Annotated in this window: 19 protein-coding genes; 6 read left to right on the forward strand and 13 right to left on the reverse strand. The window is 46.6% G+C overall.

All coding sequences use genetic code 11. From position 1 onward, the window contains the following. Positions 1-347: 347 nt before the first annotated feature. The 4 genes from ACR0QN_RS10135 (at position 348) to ACR0QN_RS10150 (ending at position 4,672) form a co-directional block, all read left to right on the forward strand. Positions 348-1,619, forward strand: a complete 1,272-nt coding sequence (locus ACR0QN_RS10135; RefSeq protein WP_432651097.1) for a hypothetical protein — start codon at positions 348-350, stop codon at positions 1,617-1,619. 157 nt (positions 1,620-1,776) lie between these two features. Then, positions 1,777-2,700, forward strand: coding sequence for an alpha/beta hydrolase (locus ACR0QN_RS10140; RefSeq protein ID WP_432651098.1), 924 nt, complete (start codon positions 1,777-1,779; stop codon positions 2,698-2,700). A gap of 14 nt (positions 2,701-2,714) precedes the next feature. Continuing rightward, a complete protein-coding gene (locus ACR0QN_RS10145; RefSeq protein ID WP_432651099.1) occupies positions 2,715-4,040 on the forward strand; it encodes a hypothetical protein in 1,326 nt (441 codons plus the stop codon). After that, complete coding sequence (locus tag ACR0QN_RS10150) at positions 4,013-4,672, forward strand: DUF6320 domain-containing protein (RefSeq protein ID WP_432651100.1); 660 nt, start codon at positions 4,013-4,015, stop codon at positions 4,670-4,672. The genes ACR0QN_RS10145 and ACR0QN_RS10150 overlap by 28 nt, the downstream gene beginning before the upstream one ends. Here ACR0QN_RS10150 and ACR0QN_RS10155 read toward each other — a convergent pair. From ACR0QN_RS10155 to ACR0QN_RS10215, 13 genes are all read right to left on the reverse strand, one after another. After that, complete coding sequence (locus ACR0QN_RS10155) at positions 4,663-5,070, reverse strand: hypothetical protein (RefSeq protein WP_432651101.1); 408 nt, start codon at positions 5,068-5,070, stop codon at positions 4,663-4,665. The genes ACR0QN_RS10150 and ACR0QN_RS10155 overlap by 10 nt on opposite strands. Continuing rightward, positions 5,057-6,583 (reverse strand): DUF4153 domain-containing protein, encoded by a 1,527-nt coding sequence (locus ACR0QN_RS10160; protein ID WP_432651102.1) that lies wholly within the window; start codon positions 6,581-6,583, stop codon positions 5,057-5,059. Before ACR0QN_RS10160 ends, ACR0QN_RS10155 begins: the two co-directional genes overlap by 14 nt. Further along, entirely contained in the window at positions 6,576-6,800 is a 225-nt protein-coding gene (locus ACR0QN_RS10165; RefSeq protein ID WP_432651103.1) for a helix-turn-helix domain-containing protein, read from the reverse strand. Before ACR0QN_RS10165 ends, ACR0QN_RS10160 begins: the two co-directional genes overlap by 8 nt. A 16-nt stretch (positions 6,801-6,816) precedes the next feature. Then, positions 6,817-7,263, reverse strand: coding sequence for a DUF2975 domain-containing protein (locus ACR0QN_RS10170; protein ID WP_432651104.1), 447 nt, complete (start codon positions 7,261-7,263; stop codon positions 6,817-6,819). A gap of 189 nt (positions 7,264-7,452) precedes the next feature. Continuing rightward, a complete protein-coding gene (locus tag ACR0QN_RS10175; protein WP_432651105.1) occupies positions 7,453-8,382 on the reverse strand; it encodes a hypothetical protein in 930 nt (309 codons plus the stop codon). Between the two features lie 99 nt (positions 8,383-8,481). Next, complete coding sequence (locus ACR0QN_RS10180; protein WP_432651106.1) at positions 8,482-8,919, reverse strand: pentapeptide repeat-containing protein; 438 nt, start codon at positions 8,917-8,919, stop codon at positions 8,482-8,484. Between the two features lie 84 nt (positions 8,920-9,003). After that, a complete protein-coding gene (locus tag ACR0QN_RS10185) occupies positions 9,004-10,224 on the reverse strand; it encodes a phosphoglycerate kinase (RefSeq protein ID WP_432651107.1) in 1,221 nt (406 codons plus the stop codon). A 129-nt stretch (positions 10,225-10,353) separates the two neighbouring features. Continuing rightward, a complete protein-coding gene (locus ACR0QN_RS10190; protein ID WP_432651108.1) occupies positions 10,354-11,595 on the reverse strand; it encodes a phenylacetate--CoA ligase family protein in 1,242 nt (413 codons plus the stop codon). Between the two features lie 15 nt (positions 11,596-11,610). Continuing rightward, positions 11,611-12,195 (reverse strand): indolepyruvate oxidoreductase subunit beta, encoded by a 585-nt coding sequence (locus ACR0QN_RS10195; protein WP_432651109.1) that lies wholly within the window; start codon positions 12,193-12,195, stop codon positions 11,611-11,613. Then, positions 12,195-13,985, reverse strand: a complete 1,791-nt coding sequence (gene iorA, locus ACR0QN_RS10200; RefSeq protein WP_432651110.1) for an indolepyruvate ferredoxin oxidoreductase subunit alpha — start codon at positions 13,983-13,985, stop codon at positions 12,195-12,197. Before iorA ends, ACR0QN_RS10195 begins: the two co-directional genes overlap by 1 nt. A 221-nt stretch (positions 13,986-14,206) precedes the next feature. Then, complete coding sequence (locus tag ACR0QN_RS10205) at positions 14,207-14,593, reverse strand: VOC family protein (RefSeq protein ID WP_432651111.1); 387 nt, start codon at positions 14,591-14,593, stop codon at positions 14,207-14,209. 52 nt (positions 14,594-14,645) lie between these two features. Continuing rightward, complete coding sequence (locus ACR0QN_RS10210) at positions 14,646-15,851, reverse strand: EAL domain-containing protein (RefSeq protein ID WP_432651112.1); 1,206 nt, start codon at positions 15,849-15,851, stop codon at positions 14,646-14,648. A 26-nt stretch (positions 15,852-15,877) separates the two neighbouring features. Then, a complete protein-coding gene (locus tag ACR0QN_RS10215) occupies positions 15,878-16,258 on the reverse strand; it encodes a hypothetical protein (RefSeq protein WP_432651113.1) in 381 nt (126 codons plus the stop codon). Between the two features lie 158 nt (positions 16,259-16,416). Here ACR0QN_RS10215 and ACR0QN_RS10220 point away from each other — a divergent pair, with 158 nt between their 5' ends. Together ACR0QN_RS10220 and ACR0QN_RS10225 are read left to right on the forward strand one after the other, a co-directional pair. Continuing rightward, positions 16,417-17,274, forward strand: coding sequence for a DUF368 domain-containing protein (locus ACR0QN_RS10220; RefSeq protein ID WP_432651114.1), 858 nt, complete (start codon positions 16,417-16,419; stop codon positions 17,272-17,274). A gap of 79 nt (positions 17,275-17,353) precedes the next feature. Beyond that, positions 17,354-18,166: a helix-turn-helix domain-containing protein gene (locus tag ACR0QN_RS10225; protein WP_432651115.1), complete on the forward strand. Its 813-nt coding sequence runs from the start codon at positions 17,354-17,356 to the stop codon at positions 18,164-18,166. The last annotated feature ends 39 nt before the right edge of the window (positions 18,167-18,205 follow it).

Raw genomic sequence — 18,205 nt, forward strand, 5'->3', positions numbered from 1 at the left:
GAAACGAGCGGCTGCAGGCTCAGCCTGTTATGTTAAGTGATACAGCTCAACATAATTCTGCCGTTACCGAGCCATATGCCTCCCGCCCAAAGTGAATTATGAAACGAGCGGCTGCAGGCTCAGCCTGTTATGTTAAGTGATACAGCTCAACATAATTCTGCCGTTACCGAGCCATATGCCTCCCGCCCAAAGTGAATTAAGAAACGAGCGGCTGCAGGCTCAGCCTGCTATGTTAAGTGGGATCAGTAAAATTATATAAAAACCATTGACAAAAACAAGCTTTTGTGATATAATTATTAAGCACAGATAAAATTTTATGCATTATTTTTTTATAGTGAGATGATTTTATGATAAATTCAGCGCAGCAGGCGCAGGAGAATGCTGAGAACTCAGGTTCCGTATCGGCATTGACTGCGGCTGCGGGAGCTTTCTGCAACAAGTATATTATTATTTCCCTGGTATCGGTGGTACTGGCGGCAATAGCCCTTCTTATTGGTTCAAAGAGCCTTTCCTGCATTGCCGAGGTGTCAGCAGCGGCGGTTGTGGGGCTTGCGATGTGGCTGATACAGTTTTTTGCCCTCAGAAAATACGGGCTAAGCCGAAAAATGATGCTTGACAACCGTAAAAGTGTTGACCCCCGTCTTTCGGGAAGCCTTGGAGACCTGAACAGCCTTGGCAGCTCTCTCGGCGCACTTGCGGGCATATCCATAGTTCTTTCAAGGCTTTTCATAGTTGACGGGGGAGCCTTTAATTCCGATAATATTGCGGTACCTCTCCTTGAGACCCTTGCCTCTGCGCTTTGCATAGGAGCAATGATATCGGTTACGACCTCGAGGCCCTCACTCAGGTGCTCACTGTACATCATTGCGGGCAGAACGACCGGTGCAATGGGAAATGAACTTCTTAAAAAGACCTGCCGTGCATCAAACAGCCCCGAGCTTATGAAAAGGCTGGGAAAAATGTCCTGCGTGAGAGTTGCTGCGTCGGTTGTGGTATCGGTTACAATAGTTATGTCCGCACTCAGCGGAGCAGGTTCGGCATTTTCCTGCGTCCAGACCGCATTTCTCTGTATGCTTGCCGTGGGACTCTCGGGCAGCTGTCCCAAGGGAGGAGAGGACAGGCTCTCCGAGGAAAAGATACCTCTGTTCAGCAAAAAGAGCAAAAGGGTATGTGCATTAAATATCCTCTCATTTATCATTATAGCATTTTTCTTTATCTTCTCATTCCCATTCAGAAGCGTTTATACCGATTATACTCCCAAGAACGATTTTGCGTATTATGAAAGCTCACTTTCGGGAAATGTGGATATATTCAGTATCCCTCAGCCGGGTGATGAAAGCAGCGTTCTGTTTAACGGCGTTTTCCTTGCCTGCGCCCTGATGATAGCAGTTTTTTCGGGAGCGTTTGCCCTTTCGGGAGGGTTTTCCTCGGTGTACCAGATATCCTATGAGCTTATTGGTTCGGCATTTTCGATCGCTGCAGCAGCAGGCTTCGGTCTTATCGTCAAGTCTTCGGCACTGGGTCCCGTTCAGTATCTTGTGGCGGCAAGCACCGCCTGTCTGCTCATATTTGTGAATTTGATAGCTTATCTTGTTGGGCAGAGAAAAAGAAGTGAATAAAATAATTATCCGCCGTATGAAAAAATCATTTGGCGGAAATTTTTTACCCCTGTGTAAATTTTCGTCATAACGTCAGCAGTTTACATAATACGATTGACCTGACGGAAGATTTATAGTATAATAAACTTATAGAAAATCTGAAAGGCAATGAAGAAAAATGAGCAGCTTTATTGATCATATAATTAGCAAAATATCTCCCCCGGATATCAGGAAGGTCTACCGCCTGCACCGGGAGCTTATCCATCTGCTTGTACGCACCGCCGCCACCGCAAAGGACGGTCATTACGACAGAGATATAATCGCACGTGACGGCAGAGCCATACCCGTCCGTGTATATCCCCCCTCTGTGCTCAGCCCGAAAAAGCGAGTGCTTATATTCTTTCACGGAGGCGGCTGGGTGATTGACGATATCGACAGGTATCACAAGGTGTGCAAGCAGCTTTCACGCATAACGGGCAGCTATGTGGTTTCGGTGAATTACCGCCTTGCTCCCGAGAATAAATATCCCGCAGGTCTGAACGACTGCTATGAAGCTGCACGACAGGTCTATAAATACGCCGTAAAAAGGGGCACATCAAAAAACGATATCGTCCTTATAGGAGACAGCGCAGGAGGAAATCTTGCCGCAGCCGTTGCCCTTAAAGCACGGGACAGGGGAGAGTTCAGGATACGCAGACAGATACTTATATACCCTGCCGCAGACTGTGAGTTCGGAGAAGACTCGCCTTATGAGTCCTTCCGTGAAAACGGCAAGGGCTGTATCCTCACCGCCGAGCGTATGAGAGGATATTTTGAGCTGTACCTGAATCGCCCCGAGGAGAAAAACGACCCATATGTGGCTCCCCTCAAGGCGAAAAGCCTTAAAGGAATGCCCGATACTCTGGTCATAACTGCGGAACGATGTCCCCTGCGTGACGAGGGAGAAGCGTTTGCGAAACGGCTTTACAAAAGCGGAGCAAGGGTGATGGAATTTCGCATAAAAAAGGCATATCACGGCTTTTTTGCGTCGGATCTGCAGTTTAATCCCCACGCACGCAAGGCGGTAAGTATGATAATGTATTTTCTGCGCCTTACGGACTGAGAGCAGGTGAGATAATGATGAAACGTGAAAAACATACCTCCTGGAGCCGTCTTGACAATGCCGCAAAGATATTTCCGTCTACTGTGGAAAAATCCGATACACGAGTGTTTCGCTTTTCCTGCGAGCTTAATGATGAGATAGACCCCGAGCTGCTGCAGAAAGCCGCCGAGAGAGCGGTGGAAAGCTATCCCAATTTCAATATGGTGATGAAAAAAGGCTTTTTCTGGTATTATCTGGAAAACTGCGACTTAAAGCCCGTTGTCACCGAGGAAAACACCCCCGTCTGCGCCGCAATTTACGAAGAGGACGTCCGTTCTCTGCTCTATCGCATAACATATCACCGCAGCAGGATAAACCTTGAGGTCTTCCACGTCCTTGCCGACGGAACAGGCGCACTTATGCTGCTTAAAACTATCGTTTACAGATACATCATCTACCGCTATGCCGAGCTTTTTGAGGACGAGCTTCCCGTGCTGGATAATGACGCTTCATTTTCCCAGAAAAATGCGGACAGTTTTTCAAAATATTACGATAAGAGCATAAAAAAGCCAAAGGCTAAAATGGTAAAGGCGTTCCGTCTCAGGTCGGAAAGGCTTGAAAACAACAGGCTTTCGGCAATAGAGGGCTTTGCCTCTGTTCAGAGCGTTATTGCGGCGGCGCATAAATATAATACAACTCTTACTGTGTTTTTAACCGCAGTTTATATCAAGGCGCTTAGTATGGAAATGTCCGTACAGAGCGTAAAAAAGCCTGTGGTCATAAATATCCCCGTAAATCTCAGGCAATATTTCCCCTCGGAAACAGCCAAGAACTTTTTCGGAATGATATCCGTAAAGTACAGCTTTACAAAGCGTGACGGAACGCTGGAGGACATCATATCCTGCGTTAATGAAATGTTCAAGGAGCAGCTCACAAAGGACAAGCTTGCTATGAGAATGAACAGTCTTGCAGCTCTTGAGCATAATCCTTTTGTGCGTATCGCACCGCTGCCCTTAAAAAACAAAGTCCTGCGAATTGCCCGTCATATCAGCGTCAGAAGCGAGACTTCCGTTATCTCAAATGTGGGCAGGATAAAAATGCCAAAACAGTTTGACGGGCTTATCAAAAGCTTTTCCGTATTTGTGAGCACGGGAAATATACAGCTCAACATCTGCTCCTATAACGACGTTCTGCAAATGGGAATAACATCAAGCTATGCCTCCACCGATGTTCAGCGCAACTTTTTCCGTGCGCTCACGTCTCAGGGCATAGATGTTACAATAAGGAGCAACGACTCATACGCCGAAAGACCTGTTCAGGAGGTGAGCGAAGAATGCAGCAGTGCAGAAAATGCAGAATAAACGTTGACGGCGACAAGGACCGCTGTCCCCTCTGTCAGGGAGAGCTTACAGGCACTCCCGAGCCGGAAATGTACCCTAAAATAACAGAAAGCCGCTTCGGAAGCGACTTTCTCTTAAAGCTGATATCATTTATCGCCATATCTGCGGCAGCGATATGCATAGGCACAGATTACATCATCACGGGACGGATAACCTGGTCGCTCATATGTATAGGCGGCATAATCTGCGCCTGGCTCACAACCTCTGTGGGCATTGCCTACCGCCGCAGGATACTGAAAAACATCACCTGGGAGCTTATTCTCATAACCTCCCTGTCCGTCATATGGGACAGATTTACAGGGTGGCGGGGCTGGTCGGTGGATTTTGTCCTGCCCTGTGCCAGCATATGCGCCGTAATATCCATTTTCATAATCGCAAAAGTGCTGAAAATGAAGTCGGGTGAGTATATGCTCTATCTCATAATCGGTGGATTTTACGGCTTTCTGCCCCTTATCTGCCTTATAGCGGGGCTTACGAATATAACCTATCCCACAGTCATATGCACCTGTCTCAGCGTGATACTGATGGCGGCGCTGTTCCTTTTCAGAGGAAAAACCACAAAGGACGAGTTTGAGCGTAGATTTCATCTTTGATCTTCCACGCCTCCGCTCTTTATCCCACAGGATACCGCCGCTCCAAGGATCGCCGACCCCACAGTCACCGCAAAAATGAGCATTATAATAAGTCCCGCCGCACTTCGGTTTGAAGCGCTCAGATAGTTTTCCTCGGTCATTCCGTGAGGAAACATTATCAGTTCGTAAATATTAAGCCTTCCCGTCAGGAATATGAGCACCGCATACAGCAAAAGAGTAAGCAGAGTATTAACAGCCGTACCCATAAATTTCTTTTCCCCGCATACCCCGCCGCAGACAGCTCCTGCGGCGGCGGTGACGAGAAGAGCGGCGGGGAAACCCTTGTCAAACAGCATAAAATCCACGTAGTGCATTATTATGAGCACCCCACCGCATATAAGTATCTTACAGCCTTTCATTTTGGCACCTTTCCGCCATCAGCTCGCTTACGGTAACTGTGCGGATATCCGCCTTGTGAAACTCCTGAAGCTTGCTTTCAAGTATCTCGTCAAGCTTTTCTTCCTCTGTTTGAGAGATGTGACCCCTTAGCTTCTCCGCCGCAGGAACAGCGTCGGCGGAAAGCTCACGAAACATTGTTATGTCCGCCGAGGGGAGCGTGCCGTTCAGATATCTTCCGATGTTGTATTCCGCAATGAGCCTGTCGGCATTTGAAAAGCTTAGAACGGCAAACATTACGGTAAAAGCAGTCACAGCGAATTTTGACAGATTAAATTTATTGTGTATTACCGAAATTATTATCCCGATAAACAGCACACCCAGCAGAAGCATAAACCAGCTTGTGTAAAATCTCAGCCTTGTAAGCCCGTAAACGCTTATATACATAGCCATTTTGCTTACGGCGGTGACAATGAGGAGAATTGTGAATACGCAGAGAGTGACGGTCATTATTTTCAGAAATTTAGACTTCTTTCCGTCCTCGCCGTATTTTGAGAAAAGATTTATGCCGATTATCACAGCTAAATTTATAAGCGCAACAATGCACAGCTCGAAAAATCCCCTTCTTGCATATTCCGAATAGCTTGCCATATCCGAGGGCAGCCTTGAAGCGAATGAAGACAGAAAATAAGAGATCTGAGAGAAGAAAAATATCACATACATCACGCAGAGAGGCACCGCCGAGAATGCCGCCGCACCCGAGGGTACAAATCTCACCGCCGCTATCCTCTGAAGGCAGTATTCATCGCTGCTTTCGTCACAGTCACTCGCTGCGTGGCACATCGCAAAGATGTAAAAGCCCACAGGCAGACCGATGACCGCCTGAGCGGCGAATATCAGCACAGACCTTAGTCCACCGTCAGTAATGGAGGTAAGGATATCCGCAAAGCCGCTGTCGGCATTCATAAGCAGTACGCCCACCACAATGGTTGAGGGCAGAGCAATTGCAAGACCTAAAAGAGCGTTTTTTACAGCCTTTCCCGCATTGTTTTTATCCGCCGCAGATTTCATTGCTCCGGGGCAGGCACACATATCCGATAGGGGACGAAAAGCCGCCGCAAATATATCCGCAGGGAACATTTTCCTTATCCTGTCAAACCTTTCATTGCTGTCTGCCAGGCAGTCATAAACAAGTATCATAGCCGAAAAAATAAAGCAAAGCGACTGTATCAGAAAATTTGCGCTTATAAAAATATTTGCGGAAAACAGAACACACAGAACCGTGCGAAGCGCCTTTGATGGCGTTATTTTTCTGCCCTTTTTAAAAGCGAGAGAAAAAACAAGGGTGAGTATCAGAAATACCGCCGCACCCAGTCCCATTCGTACATCTATCAAAAATGGAGCCGCAAAGCACTTTATAAAAACAAATCCCAGCGCTGCCGCCACGAATGAAAAGATCTTTTCCCTCTTTGAAAAAGAGACTTCATTACTCTTGCCGAGTGGAGCTTCCATCGGCATAAAACCTGCGTCATTCATCTTCCCCGCCCTCCTCACGTCTGAATTCCAGAATATCACCGGGCTGGCAGTCCAGAACATCGCATAGCTTTTCAAGTGTCGAAAAGCGTACAGCCTTAGCCTTGCCTGTTTTCAGAATGGAAAGATTAGCCTGAGTAATGCCTATCTTTTCAGCAAGCTCGCCCGAGCCTATTTTCCTTTGTGCCATAACAACATCAAGATTAACAATAATTGCCATATATCATCACCTCGGCTCATATAGTAAAATCATTTTCTTCACGAAGTCTCACAGCTTCTTCAAAGCAGTTCTTAATTACCCGAAGAATAAGCCCGAAGAACGCCGCCGCAAAGGTAATAATAAAAGCTAATATCCTGAAACGGGCAAAGATCAGAGTGATAAAGGAAATGATAAAGCAGCAGTAGGACAATATCCTCAGAAGCTTGATGTTGTCATTAACAAAGACCTCGCCCTTGTTTATGTTAGCAACAAGCCTGTCGAGAACGAACAGTATCACAAATCCCACCGCAGCGCAGGAGTAAAAGGTGATAAGCAGGGGAACGGTCACATCGTCGTGCATAAGTGAGACCTGTTTGTAAACTTCTGCCGCATAGGGCATAATAAACAGCGCCGCAAAGCAGAGAACTATCGCCGTTTTAATGAGAATGCCCGTCAGTTTTATGGATCTGTTATTTTTTGTCATATAAAAAACCGCCTTTCAGTAAAATAAGTAAATGCATTTCCACTATCTGCATTATAGCACACCAAAATGTGTTTGTCAATACTTTTTTACCGAAAAACGATAATTTTTATTTGAAATACAAAATCAAAGCTTTGATTGACAGAAAAATACCGCAGATATCCGTTTTGATTATCTGCGGTATAGTAACTATCACATTCTCGGCTGAAAAACGCTGAGCCCCAGCTTCAGCCTTACCATATCCTTGTATTCGGGCTTGACCATATAATAAACATAGCTTTCGATAACGTTCAGAGGGTGAATAGTTCTGCCCTCTATCTTGAACTGCTCATATCCCAAAGGAACATATTTATTATACAAAGTATCGGGAGTAACGTGGGTGGAAAATTCCGTGGTTTCAAGGAAATTCTTGTTTATCGCTTCGCAGAGGAATGGCTTTTCCTGCTGAACGTTCAGCTGCATACCGCCCATACCCTGAAAAGCGTTGATGGTGGAGCGCTCGATCTGCTGCTTTCCGAGGAAGCTGTAATGCTCGCCCCTGCGCTGACAGTTTGGGAAGCAGTAGGGGCAGACAAGCACCTCAAGCCTGCTTCTGTACTTCTCGGGTATCTGCGCCAGAGCCTCCATATTGTTGTTCCAGTTGTAGTCGAGAACAACAAGGATGTAGTCCTTTTCAAGCTCGGCGATAAGCTTATCCATATCCCTTATCTGCTTGCAGGTGGAGGAGGTTATCTTGTACTTAGGATAATTTTTTCTTATGTGATCTTCGACCACCTGAGTGTTCACAATAGCCTCATTAAGCCCATTGTCCGCAAGCTCCAGAAGACGGTTGCAGAATTTATCGCTCATATGCTCCTCGGTAAGATGAGGATTTGTAAATGTAAAGCGGCAGGGAATGCCACGGGAATTAAATTCGTCAAGGACCTTTTTTATAACATCTTCGGAGGCATAGCCGTTAATGTTTCTTCCGCCGTTCCATACAGCAGGAGGGAAGCAGCCGTAAACCGAGGCGATCTCCACGCCGTCATAAAAATATTCGGGATTACTTTTTATCATATCAATAAGAGCAAGATTAAGAGGGCCGTGGGACCAGAAATCGGGGAGATGGAATTTAACGCTCATTTATAAAACTCCTTAAAAAATAAAAATCTGAATATATTTTATTTTAACATTCAAATATCTGATTGTCAAGCATATGTGCGTGATGTGCCATTTTTCCGATCATCTGTAATATTTCTCAAGCAGCTCCTTAACGGGGATACCGTCAATGCTCATACCCGATATCTGACAGGAGCTTATAGCAAGCCCCTCAAGGTTGCAGTTTTCGAGCACAGCTCCCGACAGGTCGCAGCCCTTGACGGAAATTCCGTTCATATCAACGCTTTCAAACTTGCCTCTCTGAATGTCGCCGTTTAACATTCTGAGACCCGACAGGGAAACGTCGGTAAATGAGGCGTTTGCCATATTTACGCCCTCGATCGAAGCGTCCTCAAGCATAACATTGTTAAACTGAGCGGATATCATATTGCAGCCGTTAACGGTTATTTCGGAAAAATCGCAGTCCACAGCGGAGACAGCGGTAAAATCCGAGCCTGTAACATTGGAATAGGAGAAGTCGCAGTCACGGCAGATGTCGATTTTTTCGTTTTCTAAGATCATTTCAATTCCTCCGTTTTAAGAAAAACGGCGCCATACACCCGCTCAGAGAGTATGACGCCGATAAATACCTGATTTTAAAGCAGATTACTTTTCAGCGATAACATCAACGCCGGGAAGAACCTTGCCCTCGAGGTACTCGAGAGAAGCGCCGCCGCCGGTAGAGATGTGGGACATCTTGTCAGCAAAGCCAAGCTGCATAACAGCAGCAGCAGAGTCGCCGCCGCCGATGATAGTAGTAGCATCTGTATCAGCAAGAGCCTGAGCTACAGCGATAGTGCCCTTAGCGAGAACAGGGTTCTCGAAAACGCCCATAGGACCGTTCCAAACAACAGTCTTAGCGGACTTAACAGCCTCAGCAAAGAGAGCCTGAGTCTTAGGACCGATATCAAGACCCATCTTGTCAGCAGGGATAGCGGAGGAGTCAAGATACTCAACGCTTATCTCAGCGTCAATAGGATCGGGGAAGGAAGCTGCAACAGCAGTATCAACAGGGAGAAGAAGCTTCTTGCCAAGCTTCTCAGCCTTAGCCATCATTTCCTTGCAGTAATCTATTTTCTCGTCGTCAACGAGGGAAGTACCAACCTCATAGCCCTTAGCCTTGAGGAATGTGTAAGCCATACCGCCGCCGATGATAAGAGTGTCGCACTTGTCGAGGAGGTTGTTGATAACGTTCAGCTTGTCAGCAACCTTAGCGCCGCCGAGAATAGCAACGAAGGGACGAACGGGATCCTCAACAGCATTGCCGAGGAACTTGATCTCCTTCTGCATAAGGTAACCTACAGCAGTTTCCTTAACGAATTTAGCAACGCCTGCAGTAGAAGCGTGAGCACGGTGAGCGGAACCGAAAGCGTCCATAACGAATACCTGACCGTCAACCAGGTCAGCAAGCTCCTTGGAAAGGTTCTCGCCGTTCTTGGTCTCGTCAGCGCCTCTGAAACGAGTATTCTCAAGAACAACGATCTCGCCGTCCTTCATTTCGGCAACAGCCTTCTTAGCGTTCTCGCCGACAACGGTATCGTCAGCAGCGAAAACTACCTTGGTATCTACCAGCTCTGCAAGTCTGTCAGCAGCAGCCTTGAGGGAGAACTTAGCCTCGGGGCCGTTCTTGGGCTTGCCGAGATGAGAGCAGAGAACTACCTTGCCTCCGTCGGAAATAAGCTTCTTGATAGTGGGAAGAGCAGCCTGGATACGGTTATCGTTGGTGATAACACCGTCCTTCATAGGAACGTTGAAATCAACTCTTACGAGAACCTTTTTGCCCTTAACGTTAATGTCGTCAACAGTGACCTTGTTTAATCCTGCCATTGGTATGACATCCTTTCATAAATAAATAGTGCCGGCTTCGGATATTTGAAGCCCTCAAATATATTTTATACCATTTTAAGAAAATTTGCAATAGTTTTTCGGAATTTTCTGACTTTTCTTATAAAAATCTTACATAACTCTGTGGTCGATAACACGCTTAGTCTTTTTCTCGCTTCGGGGCAGCGTTCCCACAGGGACCACCGTCACCTTTGGAGTAACGCCGATAAGGGACTTGAAAAGCTCGGCGATCTTCTTTTCCGTGTTGTCGAAATTAACACGTCCCTCAGCCTCTGCGGTAAGGAGCATAACGTCCCTGTTCTTCTCGTCATCGTGAGCAATGTTGATGCTGTATTCGCTTGAAACACCGTCCACCTTTTTGAGAATTTCCTCCACCTGACTGGGGAACATATTCACGCCGTGGACCTTGAACATATCGTCGCTTCTTCCCTTGATAACGTCGATACGGGGATAGCTTCTGCCGCAGGAGCATTTTTCGGGAATGATACGGGAGATATCGTGAGTGCGGAAACGGATAAGAGGCGCACCCTCCTTCACAAGAGTGGTGATAACTATCTCGCCCTCTGTGCCGTCGGGAACAGGATTGCCCGTTTTCGGGTCGATTATCTCAATGTAAATGTAATCGTCCCAGTAATGAATGCCCCTCTCCTCAGAGCAGTTTATGCCGATACCCGGACCGTAAATTTCAGTAAGTCCGTAAATATCATACAGCTCAATTCCAAGTCCGTCTGCAATGGACTTTCTCATCTTTTCGCTCCATCTCTCCGAGCCGAAAACGCCCTTTTTAAGGCATATCTTATCTCTTATGCCCCTCTTGTTTATCTCCTCCGAGAGCAGCAGCGCATAGGAAGATGTCGCCGTAATAACGGTGGATTTCAGGTCGATCATCATCTGAAGCTGCTTTTCGGTGTTGCCGGGGCCCATAGGAATAGCCATAGCACCAAGCTTTTCGCAGCCTGCCTGGAAACCGATTCCCGCAGTCCACAGTCCATAGCCGGGAGTTATCTGAATCCTGTCCTTGTTGGTAATGCCTGCAGTCTCGTAGCACCTTGCAAACATAATAGCCCAATCGTCCACGTCCTTAGCGGTGTAGGGGATAATAACAGGCTTGCCCGTAGTGCCCGATGATGAGTGTATGCGGACAACTTCCTCGTCGGGAACAGCCTGAATGCCCAGAGGATAAGCATTTCTCAGATCGTCCTTGCTTGAAAAGGGGAGATTTTCAAAATCCTCCTGACTCGAGATACCGTCAATGCCCATATCACGGTACATTTTGCCATAGTAGCTGTCGGTCTTTATGAGCCTTTGTATCTGAGCATTTACCTGACCAAGCTGAACTTCATTTAGTGTCATAATATGATCCTTCTTTCATATATTTTCAGCCTTTTTAAGCCCTTCTGAGAAAACCTTTTTGTTAGCCTCGATAAATTTTTCGGGAACTCGACCCTCTATCTCGGCAATAAGCGCCTCGGGAGAAATTCCAAGCCTGCCCGTACCCGCAGCCGCACCGAGAATTGCAGAGTTGTAGAATTTCGCACCAAGTTCACCGCAAAGCTCCGAAGCGTCAACCACCAGACAGCCGCATTTTTTCTTTATGTATTCAACCATTTCCGCACCGTCATACCCCGAATCGTGAATTGACTCTGTTGTGGGCTTGACTGGGATTCGGTTAACGATAACAAATCCGTCCTTTTTCAGATACATCAGATTTCTTACCGCCTCCGCAGGCTCAAAAGCAATGATAACATCAGCACTTCCGAGAGGGATAAGAGGGGAGTATGCCCTGTTGCCAATGCGAATGTGACTTGTGACCGAACCGCCTCTCTGAGCCATACCAATAGTTTCCGCCGAATGAACGGTGTTCCCGAGACTCATAGCCGCCGATGCGATCAGCTTTGAAGCAAGAACAGTACCCTGACCGCCTACGCCGCAAACAAGAATATCCATTTCCATCAGCACTCGCCTCCTATCGCATTTACGGGACAAACCTGAGCGCACAATCCGCAGCCCGTGCAAAGTCCCTTGTCAACAGCCACTCTTCCATCAGACAGGATAAGAGCGGGGCAGCCAATTTCCTTTATGCACTTTTTGCAGTTAATGCACTTGTCGGATATGGAAACCTTGCCCGCAGGCTTTGTGACAGCAATGCAGGGTGACTTGAAGATAATAGCCTTAACGCCCTTCATATCCGCACATTCCCTTACCGCCGCAACCGCTTCGGAAAGCTTCAACGGGTCAACAGTAACTATCTTCTTAACGCCCATACCCTCAAGAATTTTTGTAATGCTTACCTTTTCCACCACATTGCCCATCATAGTCCGACCCGTACCTGGGTGAGGCTGATGACCCGTCATAGCCGTAGTGGAGTTGTCAAGCACGCAAAGTATCATATCCGCTTCGTTGTATACCGCATTTACCACGCCCGTCATACCCGAAGCAAAGAAGGTGGAGTCGCCCACAAAAGCAAAGCATACCCCGTCCTTGTCGACCCTGTTAAAGCCCTGTGCCATAGTAATGCCTGCACCCATACAAAGGCAGGTGTCCACCATATCAAGGGGCATCGCATTGCCTAAAGTGTAGCAGCCAATATCGCCGCAGAAATAGCTCCTCCTGCCCTTCATAGCCTGCTTTACCGCATAGAAGGACGCCCTGTGAGGACAGCCTGCACAAAGCACGGGCGGACGAACGGGGAGCGGGGGCATATCCGAAATAGAAAGCCCCTTTTCGGGAGCGGTTCTGCCGATAAATCCGCTCAGCACCTTTGCCGCATAATCTGCGGAATTTTCTCCCGCCTCCTTAACATCGCCGCTTAGCTTGCCCTTTATGTTAACATTCAGACCATATCTTCCAACCGTCTGAAGCAGCTTTTCCTCCACAAAAGGACTAAGCTCCTCAAGGCAGATAATTTCCTCAACACCCTCAAGACATTTCAAAACAAAATCTTCGGGGAACGGATAAGGCGTAGCTATCCTGCAAAGCTTCACATCGGGAATATCTTTCAGATACTCTTTCGCATAAGCATAGCTTATACCGCTCGCAAAAACCGCCTTTGAACCATTTCCCTCGCAGGTGTTGCGGCAGTAACCCGAAAAATCTTTTCCAATCTCGGGATTTCTCTTCTCAATCATTTCGTGATTTTGGTAAGAAAGTCTCGGGAAAATGACCCACTTCTGCGAGTTCTTCACAAAGCCCTCATATGCCTTCGGAGAGGTTTTATCCTCCACCTCAACAGAAGCATAAGCGTGGCATATGCGTGTGGTGGGTCTGAAAAGAACGGGAGTGCTGTACTTTTCCGAATACTCAAAAGCCTCCCGAATCATCTCGTAAGCCTCCTCGGGTGAGGAAGGGTCAAAAACGGGGATTCGTGCAAACTCAGCAAACCGTCTTGTGTCCTGCTCGGTCTGAGAAGAAATAGGACCCGGGTCATCGGCGGAAATCACCACCATACCGCCCTTAACGCCCACGTAAGCCAGAGACATAAGAGGGTCGGAAGCCACATTCAGTCCCACCTGCTTCATAGTGACCATAGACCTTGCCCCCGAATAAGCCGCCGCAGCAGCCACCTCAAGAGCCGCCTTTTCGTTTACCGACCATTCAAGGTAAACGCCCTCGTGGGGATATTTGTAGATCGTTTCAACGATTTCGGAGGAGGGAGTGCCGGGATAACCCGAAACCACGTTCACCCCTGCCGCAAGAGCGCCCAAAGCAATAGCGCTGTTGCCCATTATGTATTCTTTTTTCATTGCGCTGTCCTTTCGTGAGATAATACCATAATTATCTTAATTATACCACACAATTTTCCTGCCGTCAATAATTTCCAAAATATATTATAGTACGAATGTTTCTAAGCGCCAATATATATTATGTAAATTTTTCAAATAAGAAGCCGTCCCCCGAAAAACGGAGAACGGCATATATGATTTAACTCTATTACATCTGAAACAGTTTGAGAGATCGGATCATTTCAAATTGAGATCCACCAGCACACCCCAAATTTATCAATAACGGTCGCACAGCATTTACTCCACGGAAGCTCGTGAATAGGTTCAATGACCACTCCGCCATCGCTTAAAACACGAAAAGCATTATAAACCGCTTCCTCGGTTCCCATTTCAAACACGTTAAATGTCATAGTTTCCCATTTGTATTTGTGAACTATATTTATATCACAAGGATTTGAAGCTTCGGCTAACGCCAGAAAGCCTTCGCCATTCACAGACAATTCGCAGTGGTCATAAGCCGAGTTATGCTCATTTATAAACTCACGTGTGATCTCTGCTCCAAAAGCTTTGCAATACATTTTTGCGGCTTCAAAACTGTTTTTTACATAAACCTGAGTATAATTTTTCATTTTTTTCTCTCAAAATCCCGATTTGGCAAGTCAAAGCTTCTCCGAATAACCATCATTGCTTTTTAAGGTCCACGCAGGCAACTATCATCTCGCCCTTGTTGTTGTAAAACTTGGAAGAAATAGTCTTACAGCTTTTGCCCGTAGCATTGCTTATGTACCAGCCGGAAATAAAGGGGTCTTCTATCTGCTCCTTGATGGCGTAGAAATAATTCTTGATGTCATGATTAACACCCATCAGCGCAGGGTGATAACCCTCGAGTATCTCAACATTCGGCGTCATAACCGTGTCAGTTATCTGAAAGCCCTTGCTGTCAATGAGAAAGGCACATTCAATCTCGCTGTGCTCGTCAACATAATCACGAAGCTCCGCATTGTAATCGTCGTGTGTCATACAGGAAAGACGGTTCACAAGCTCGTAAATAATGCGCTTGTAGCTTTCTATCATCATATTGACCACAGTAGGATTTTTCTTTGTGGAGATGTTCAGCTTCTGAGCGGCTTCCTCCACCCTGAGCCTTGCCTCGTTTGTAAACAGATAATTGAACTGCTCGGGCTTCTGGAAATAAAAGCCCTGGAAATAGTCCACTCCAAGTATCATACAGGTGATTACCTCGTCCACCGTCTCAACGCCCTCGGCAACGGTCATTGCGCCTATCTGCTTTGCGGTGTTGATAATGGAGCGGAAGACCTCCTGGTTGTACTTGTTGCTGTCGATCTGGGAAACTATCGCCCTGTCTATCTTGATGATATCGGGATTTATGAGCATAATGCGGTTTAGTGTGTCAAGTCCCGCACTCACATTGTCAAGAGCGATAAGAAATCCCTTTGAGCGGTAAAAATCCACGAACATCATCAGATTATAGGAGTCCTTGACTCTCGACTCATTCAGCTCGATAACGATATTCTGAGGCGAGATGTGATTTTCAGCAGCGCTTCTTTGGATTTCTCCCGTGCCGGAGGTAATGCCGTTTAAGACAGATGTCTCGAAATTTATAAAAAGAGAGGGAGCGGAGCTTTCTGCGGAAAAAGCTCTCATAGCCTTTTCACGGCATATCCTGTCCAGGGTAAGGACGGTGCCGTCCTTTTTTGCGTACTCAAACAGGAAATAGGGCGGAATGATCTCGTCCTTGTATTTTCCACGGGCGAGGGCTTCAAGGCCGATGTATTTTTTTGTGTTCAGGGAATATATGGGCTGAAATTCAACGATAATGTCCTTTTTTTCAATAATTTCACGGACGATCTCAGCGGTTACTTTCACAGCGTAATCTCCAATCTAAAAATAATTTACGTCAGCTTCTTCCGGGTCAGGATATCGGTAACAGTCTTGTTCTCAGGCTCTGCCTTGGCGCAGATACGGTTGTAAAGTCTGTAAAGCTTCTGGGTGCTGTTTTCGATGAAGCAGTAATATATCAGGTAACAAAAATCAAGAATGAGCAGCAGACCGTCCACGATAAGAAACGGTATAAGCTGTGACATAAAGAAAACGCACAGCCCGATAAACAGCAGCAGGCAGCACATCACCGTAACGATAAGGTGAATGAGCCTTTCGTGCTGGATAAATTCTATCTGAACGAGATGTTCTCTTTTAAGAGCCTGCCAGTCGGTGTTTTCGTCCTCGAGAGCGGCCTCCACCGACTTCATATAAGTAGTTATGTAGCTTCCCATAGCGGTCATCCTTTCCAAATTAGTTATATTATACCATACTTTAAATTAAATTTCAATAAGATTTCGTTAAAAATTCAGAATAAATCTCTTTTGCTATTGAAATGACGGTAATAATGTGTTATACTGAATGGGAATTTTAATAATGGAGGAAAAGTAAAATGAAGAAGTTTAAAGAATGGCTCCTGCTGGTCATAAAAGGAGCCTGTGTTGGCATTGCCGACGCCATTCCGGGAGTCAGCGGCGGCACGATCGCATTTATACTTAAAATATATGATGAGCTGCTTGACGCTATTGATCTTAATCTGAAAAAGCTGAGGAAAAATCTGCCCTTTATCATACCTCTGGGAATAGGCATAGTGCTGGGAATTTTCCTTGCATCAAAGGTGCTGGGATATCTTTTCGAGTATCATAATGTTCCCACCCAGTTTTTCTTCCTCGGAATAATCCTCGGCTCTCTGCCTGCTATCGTGAAGGAGTGCAGAAGCGCAGGAAAGCTTAAACCCATTCACATTGCGCCATTTCTTATTGCGGCGGTGGGAATAATCCTGTTTAACTCCTTAAAGGAGGGCAGCGCCGCATTTGGCACAGGTCCAATAGCAATAATCATAATGACTGTTTTTGCGGCGGCGGCAATGATTATGCCCGGTCTCAGCGGCGCACTTGTGCTTAAAATTCTCGGCGGCTATGACAATGCTATAAGAGCCGTAAGCGAACTGGATATCATAACTCTTGTTTATTATGCCATAGGAGCCGTTATCGGACTCCTTGCGGCGGCAAAAATAATAAGCATACTTCTGAAAAAGTGCAAGACAGGCACATACTGCGCAATTCTCGGACTGATAATCGGCTCTCTCCCTGCGGTATATCCCAAGGAATTCACACTTAACGGCGAGGGTATCATTGCCATTGTGATCTTCGTTATCGGACTTGCCCTTCCCCTTGCAATGGAGCGTATGAGTAAAAAGCTCGGCACAGATGATAATAAGCCTGAGGATAATCAACCAACAGTTGAATAAATATCAACGGACGGTCTCTGTACAATATTTTGCTTAGCCGTTATAATTAAGATAAAATAATAAAGCGGAGGTCGTCATTATGAATATTGTTATTTCGGAGACCATAAAAAGGCTCAGAACCGAAAAGGGCATATCTCAGGAAAAGCTTGCGGAACAGATGGGAGTTAGCGTCCAGGCGGTGAGCAAATGGGAAAACGGACTGTCCTGTCCCGATATATCACTGCTTCCGGAGCTGGGAGAATTTTTTGGCGTGACTGTTGACTTCCTGCTTACGGGCAGAGAAGCGGATATCCCGAAGGCTGAATGCGGACTGCCCGATGACGGTAAGCTGCGGATAGTCCAGGCAATTGGAAATAAGATACTCACGCAGAACGAATATGACGGAAAGCTTGTGATAAGTTTGCAGATGCCTGCACCATCGGAGCAGCCGACCCTTAATGTAGATATCTGGAGCAGCTGTACCATTGACGGGGACGTTAACGGAAACATTCAATGCGGCAACGGAGTAAACTGCGGAAACGTGGGCGGAGGAGTGTCCTGCGGCGACGGAGTAAACTGCGGAAATGTAGGCGGCGGAGTGTCCTGCGGCGATGGAGTGAACTGCGGAAACGTAGGCGGCGGAGTGTCGGCAGGGGACGGAGTAAACTGTGGCAATGTAGGCGGCAGCGTGACCGCAGGCGATGATATACACTGCGGCGATATCGGTGCAAACGCTTCCGCAGGTGGAGATATCGAATGCGCTGTGATACACGGAAATGTCCAAAGCTGCGAGGGAGATATCAACTGCACCGAAATACAGGGCGATGTCCGCTGCGAGGGCGATGTAACGATACAAAAGGATAAGCACGACCGCAAAAATGTATTCGACAACGGTTTCTTCGGTAAAAAATAGAATAGGACAAATTTCACCCCGAATATACATTACCAAAAT

Origin of the sequence: Huintestinicola sp., assembly GCF_050874005.1 — a bacterium.
Lineage (GTDB): Bacteria > Bacillota > Clostridia > Oscillospirales > Ruminococcaceae > Huintestinicola.

Coding starts and splice junctions, on each gene's coding strand:
- ACR0QN_RS10135 (WP_432651097.1), top strand. CDS start 348: ATGATAAATTCAGCGCAGCAGGCGCAGGAGAATGCTGAGAACTCAGGT.
- ACR0QN_RS10140 (WP_432651098.1), top strand. CDS start 1,777: ATGAGCAGCTTTATTGATCATATAATTAGCAAAATATCTCCCCCGGAT.
- ACR0QN_RS10145 (WP_432651099.1), top strand. CDS start 2,715: ATGATGAAACGTGAAAAACATACCTCCTGGAGCCGTCTTGACAATGCC.
- ACR0QN_RS10150 (WP_432651100.1), top strand. CDS start 4,013: ATGCAGCAGTGCAGAAAATGCAGAATAAACGTTGACGGCGACAAGGAC.
- ACR0QN_RS10155 (WP_432651101.1), bottom strand. CDS start 5,070: ATGAAAGGCTGTAAGATACTTATATGCGGTGGGGTGCTCATAATAATG.
- ACR0QN_RS10160 (WP_432651102.1), bottom strand. CDS start 6,583: ATGAATGACGCAGGTTTTATGCCGATGGAAGCTCCACTCGGCAAGAGT.
- ACR0QN_RS10165 (WP_432651103.1), bottom strand. CDS start 6,800: ATGGCAATTATTGTTAATCTTGATGTTGTTATGGCACAAAGGAAAATA.
- ACR0QN_RS10170 (WP_432651104.1), bottom strand. CDS start 7,263: ATGACAAAAAATAACAGATCCATAAAACTGACGGGCATTCTCATTAAA.
- ACR0QN_RS10175 (WP_432651105.1), bottom strand. CDS start 8,382: ATGAGCGTTAAATTCCATCTCCCCGATTTCTGGTCCCACGGCCCTCTT.
- ACR0QN_RS10180 (WP_432651106.1), bottom strand. CDS start 8,919: ATGATCTTAGAAAACGAAAAAATCGACATCTGCCGTGACTGCGACTTC.
- ACR0QN_RS10185 (WP_432651107.1), bottom strand. CDS start 10,224: ATGGCAGGATTAAACAAGGTCACTGTTGACGACATTAACGTTAAGGGC.
- ACR0QN_RS10190 (WP_432651108.1), bottom strand. CDS start 11,595: ATGACACTAAATGAAGTTCAGCTTGGTCAGGTAAATGCTCAGATACAA.
- ACR0QN_RS10195 (WP_432651109.1), bottom strand. CDS start 12,195: ATGGAAATGGATATTCTTGTTTGCGGCGTAGGCGGTCAGGGTACTGTT.
- iorA (WP_432651110.1), bottom strand. CDS start 13,985: ATGAAAAAAGAATACATAATGGGCAACAGCGCTATTGCTTTGGGCGCT.
- ACR0QN_RS10205 (WP_432651111.1), bottom strand. CDS start 14,593: ATGAAAAATTATACTCAGGTTTATGTAAAAAACAGTTTTGAAGCCGCA.
- ACR0QN_RS10215 (WP_432651113.1), bottom strand. CDS start 16,258: ATGGGAAGCTACATAACTACTTATATGAAGTCGGTGGAGGCCGCTCTC.
- ACR0QN_RS10220 (WP_432651114.1), top strand. CDS start 16,417: ATGAAGAAGTTTAAAGAATGGCTCCTGCTGGTCATAAAAGGAGCCTGT.
- ACR0QN_RS10225 (WP_432651115.1), top strand. CDS start 17,354: ATGAATATTGTTATTTCGGAGACCATAAAAAGGCTCAGAACCGAAAAG.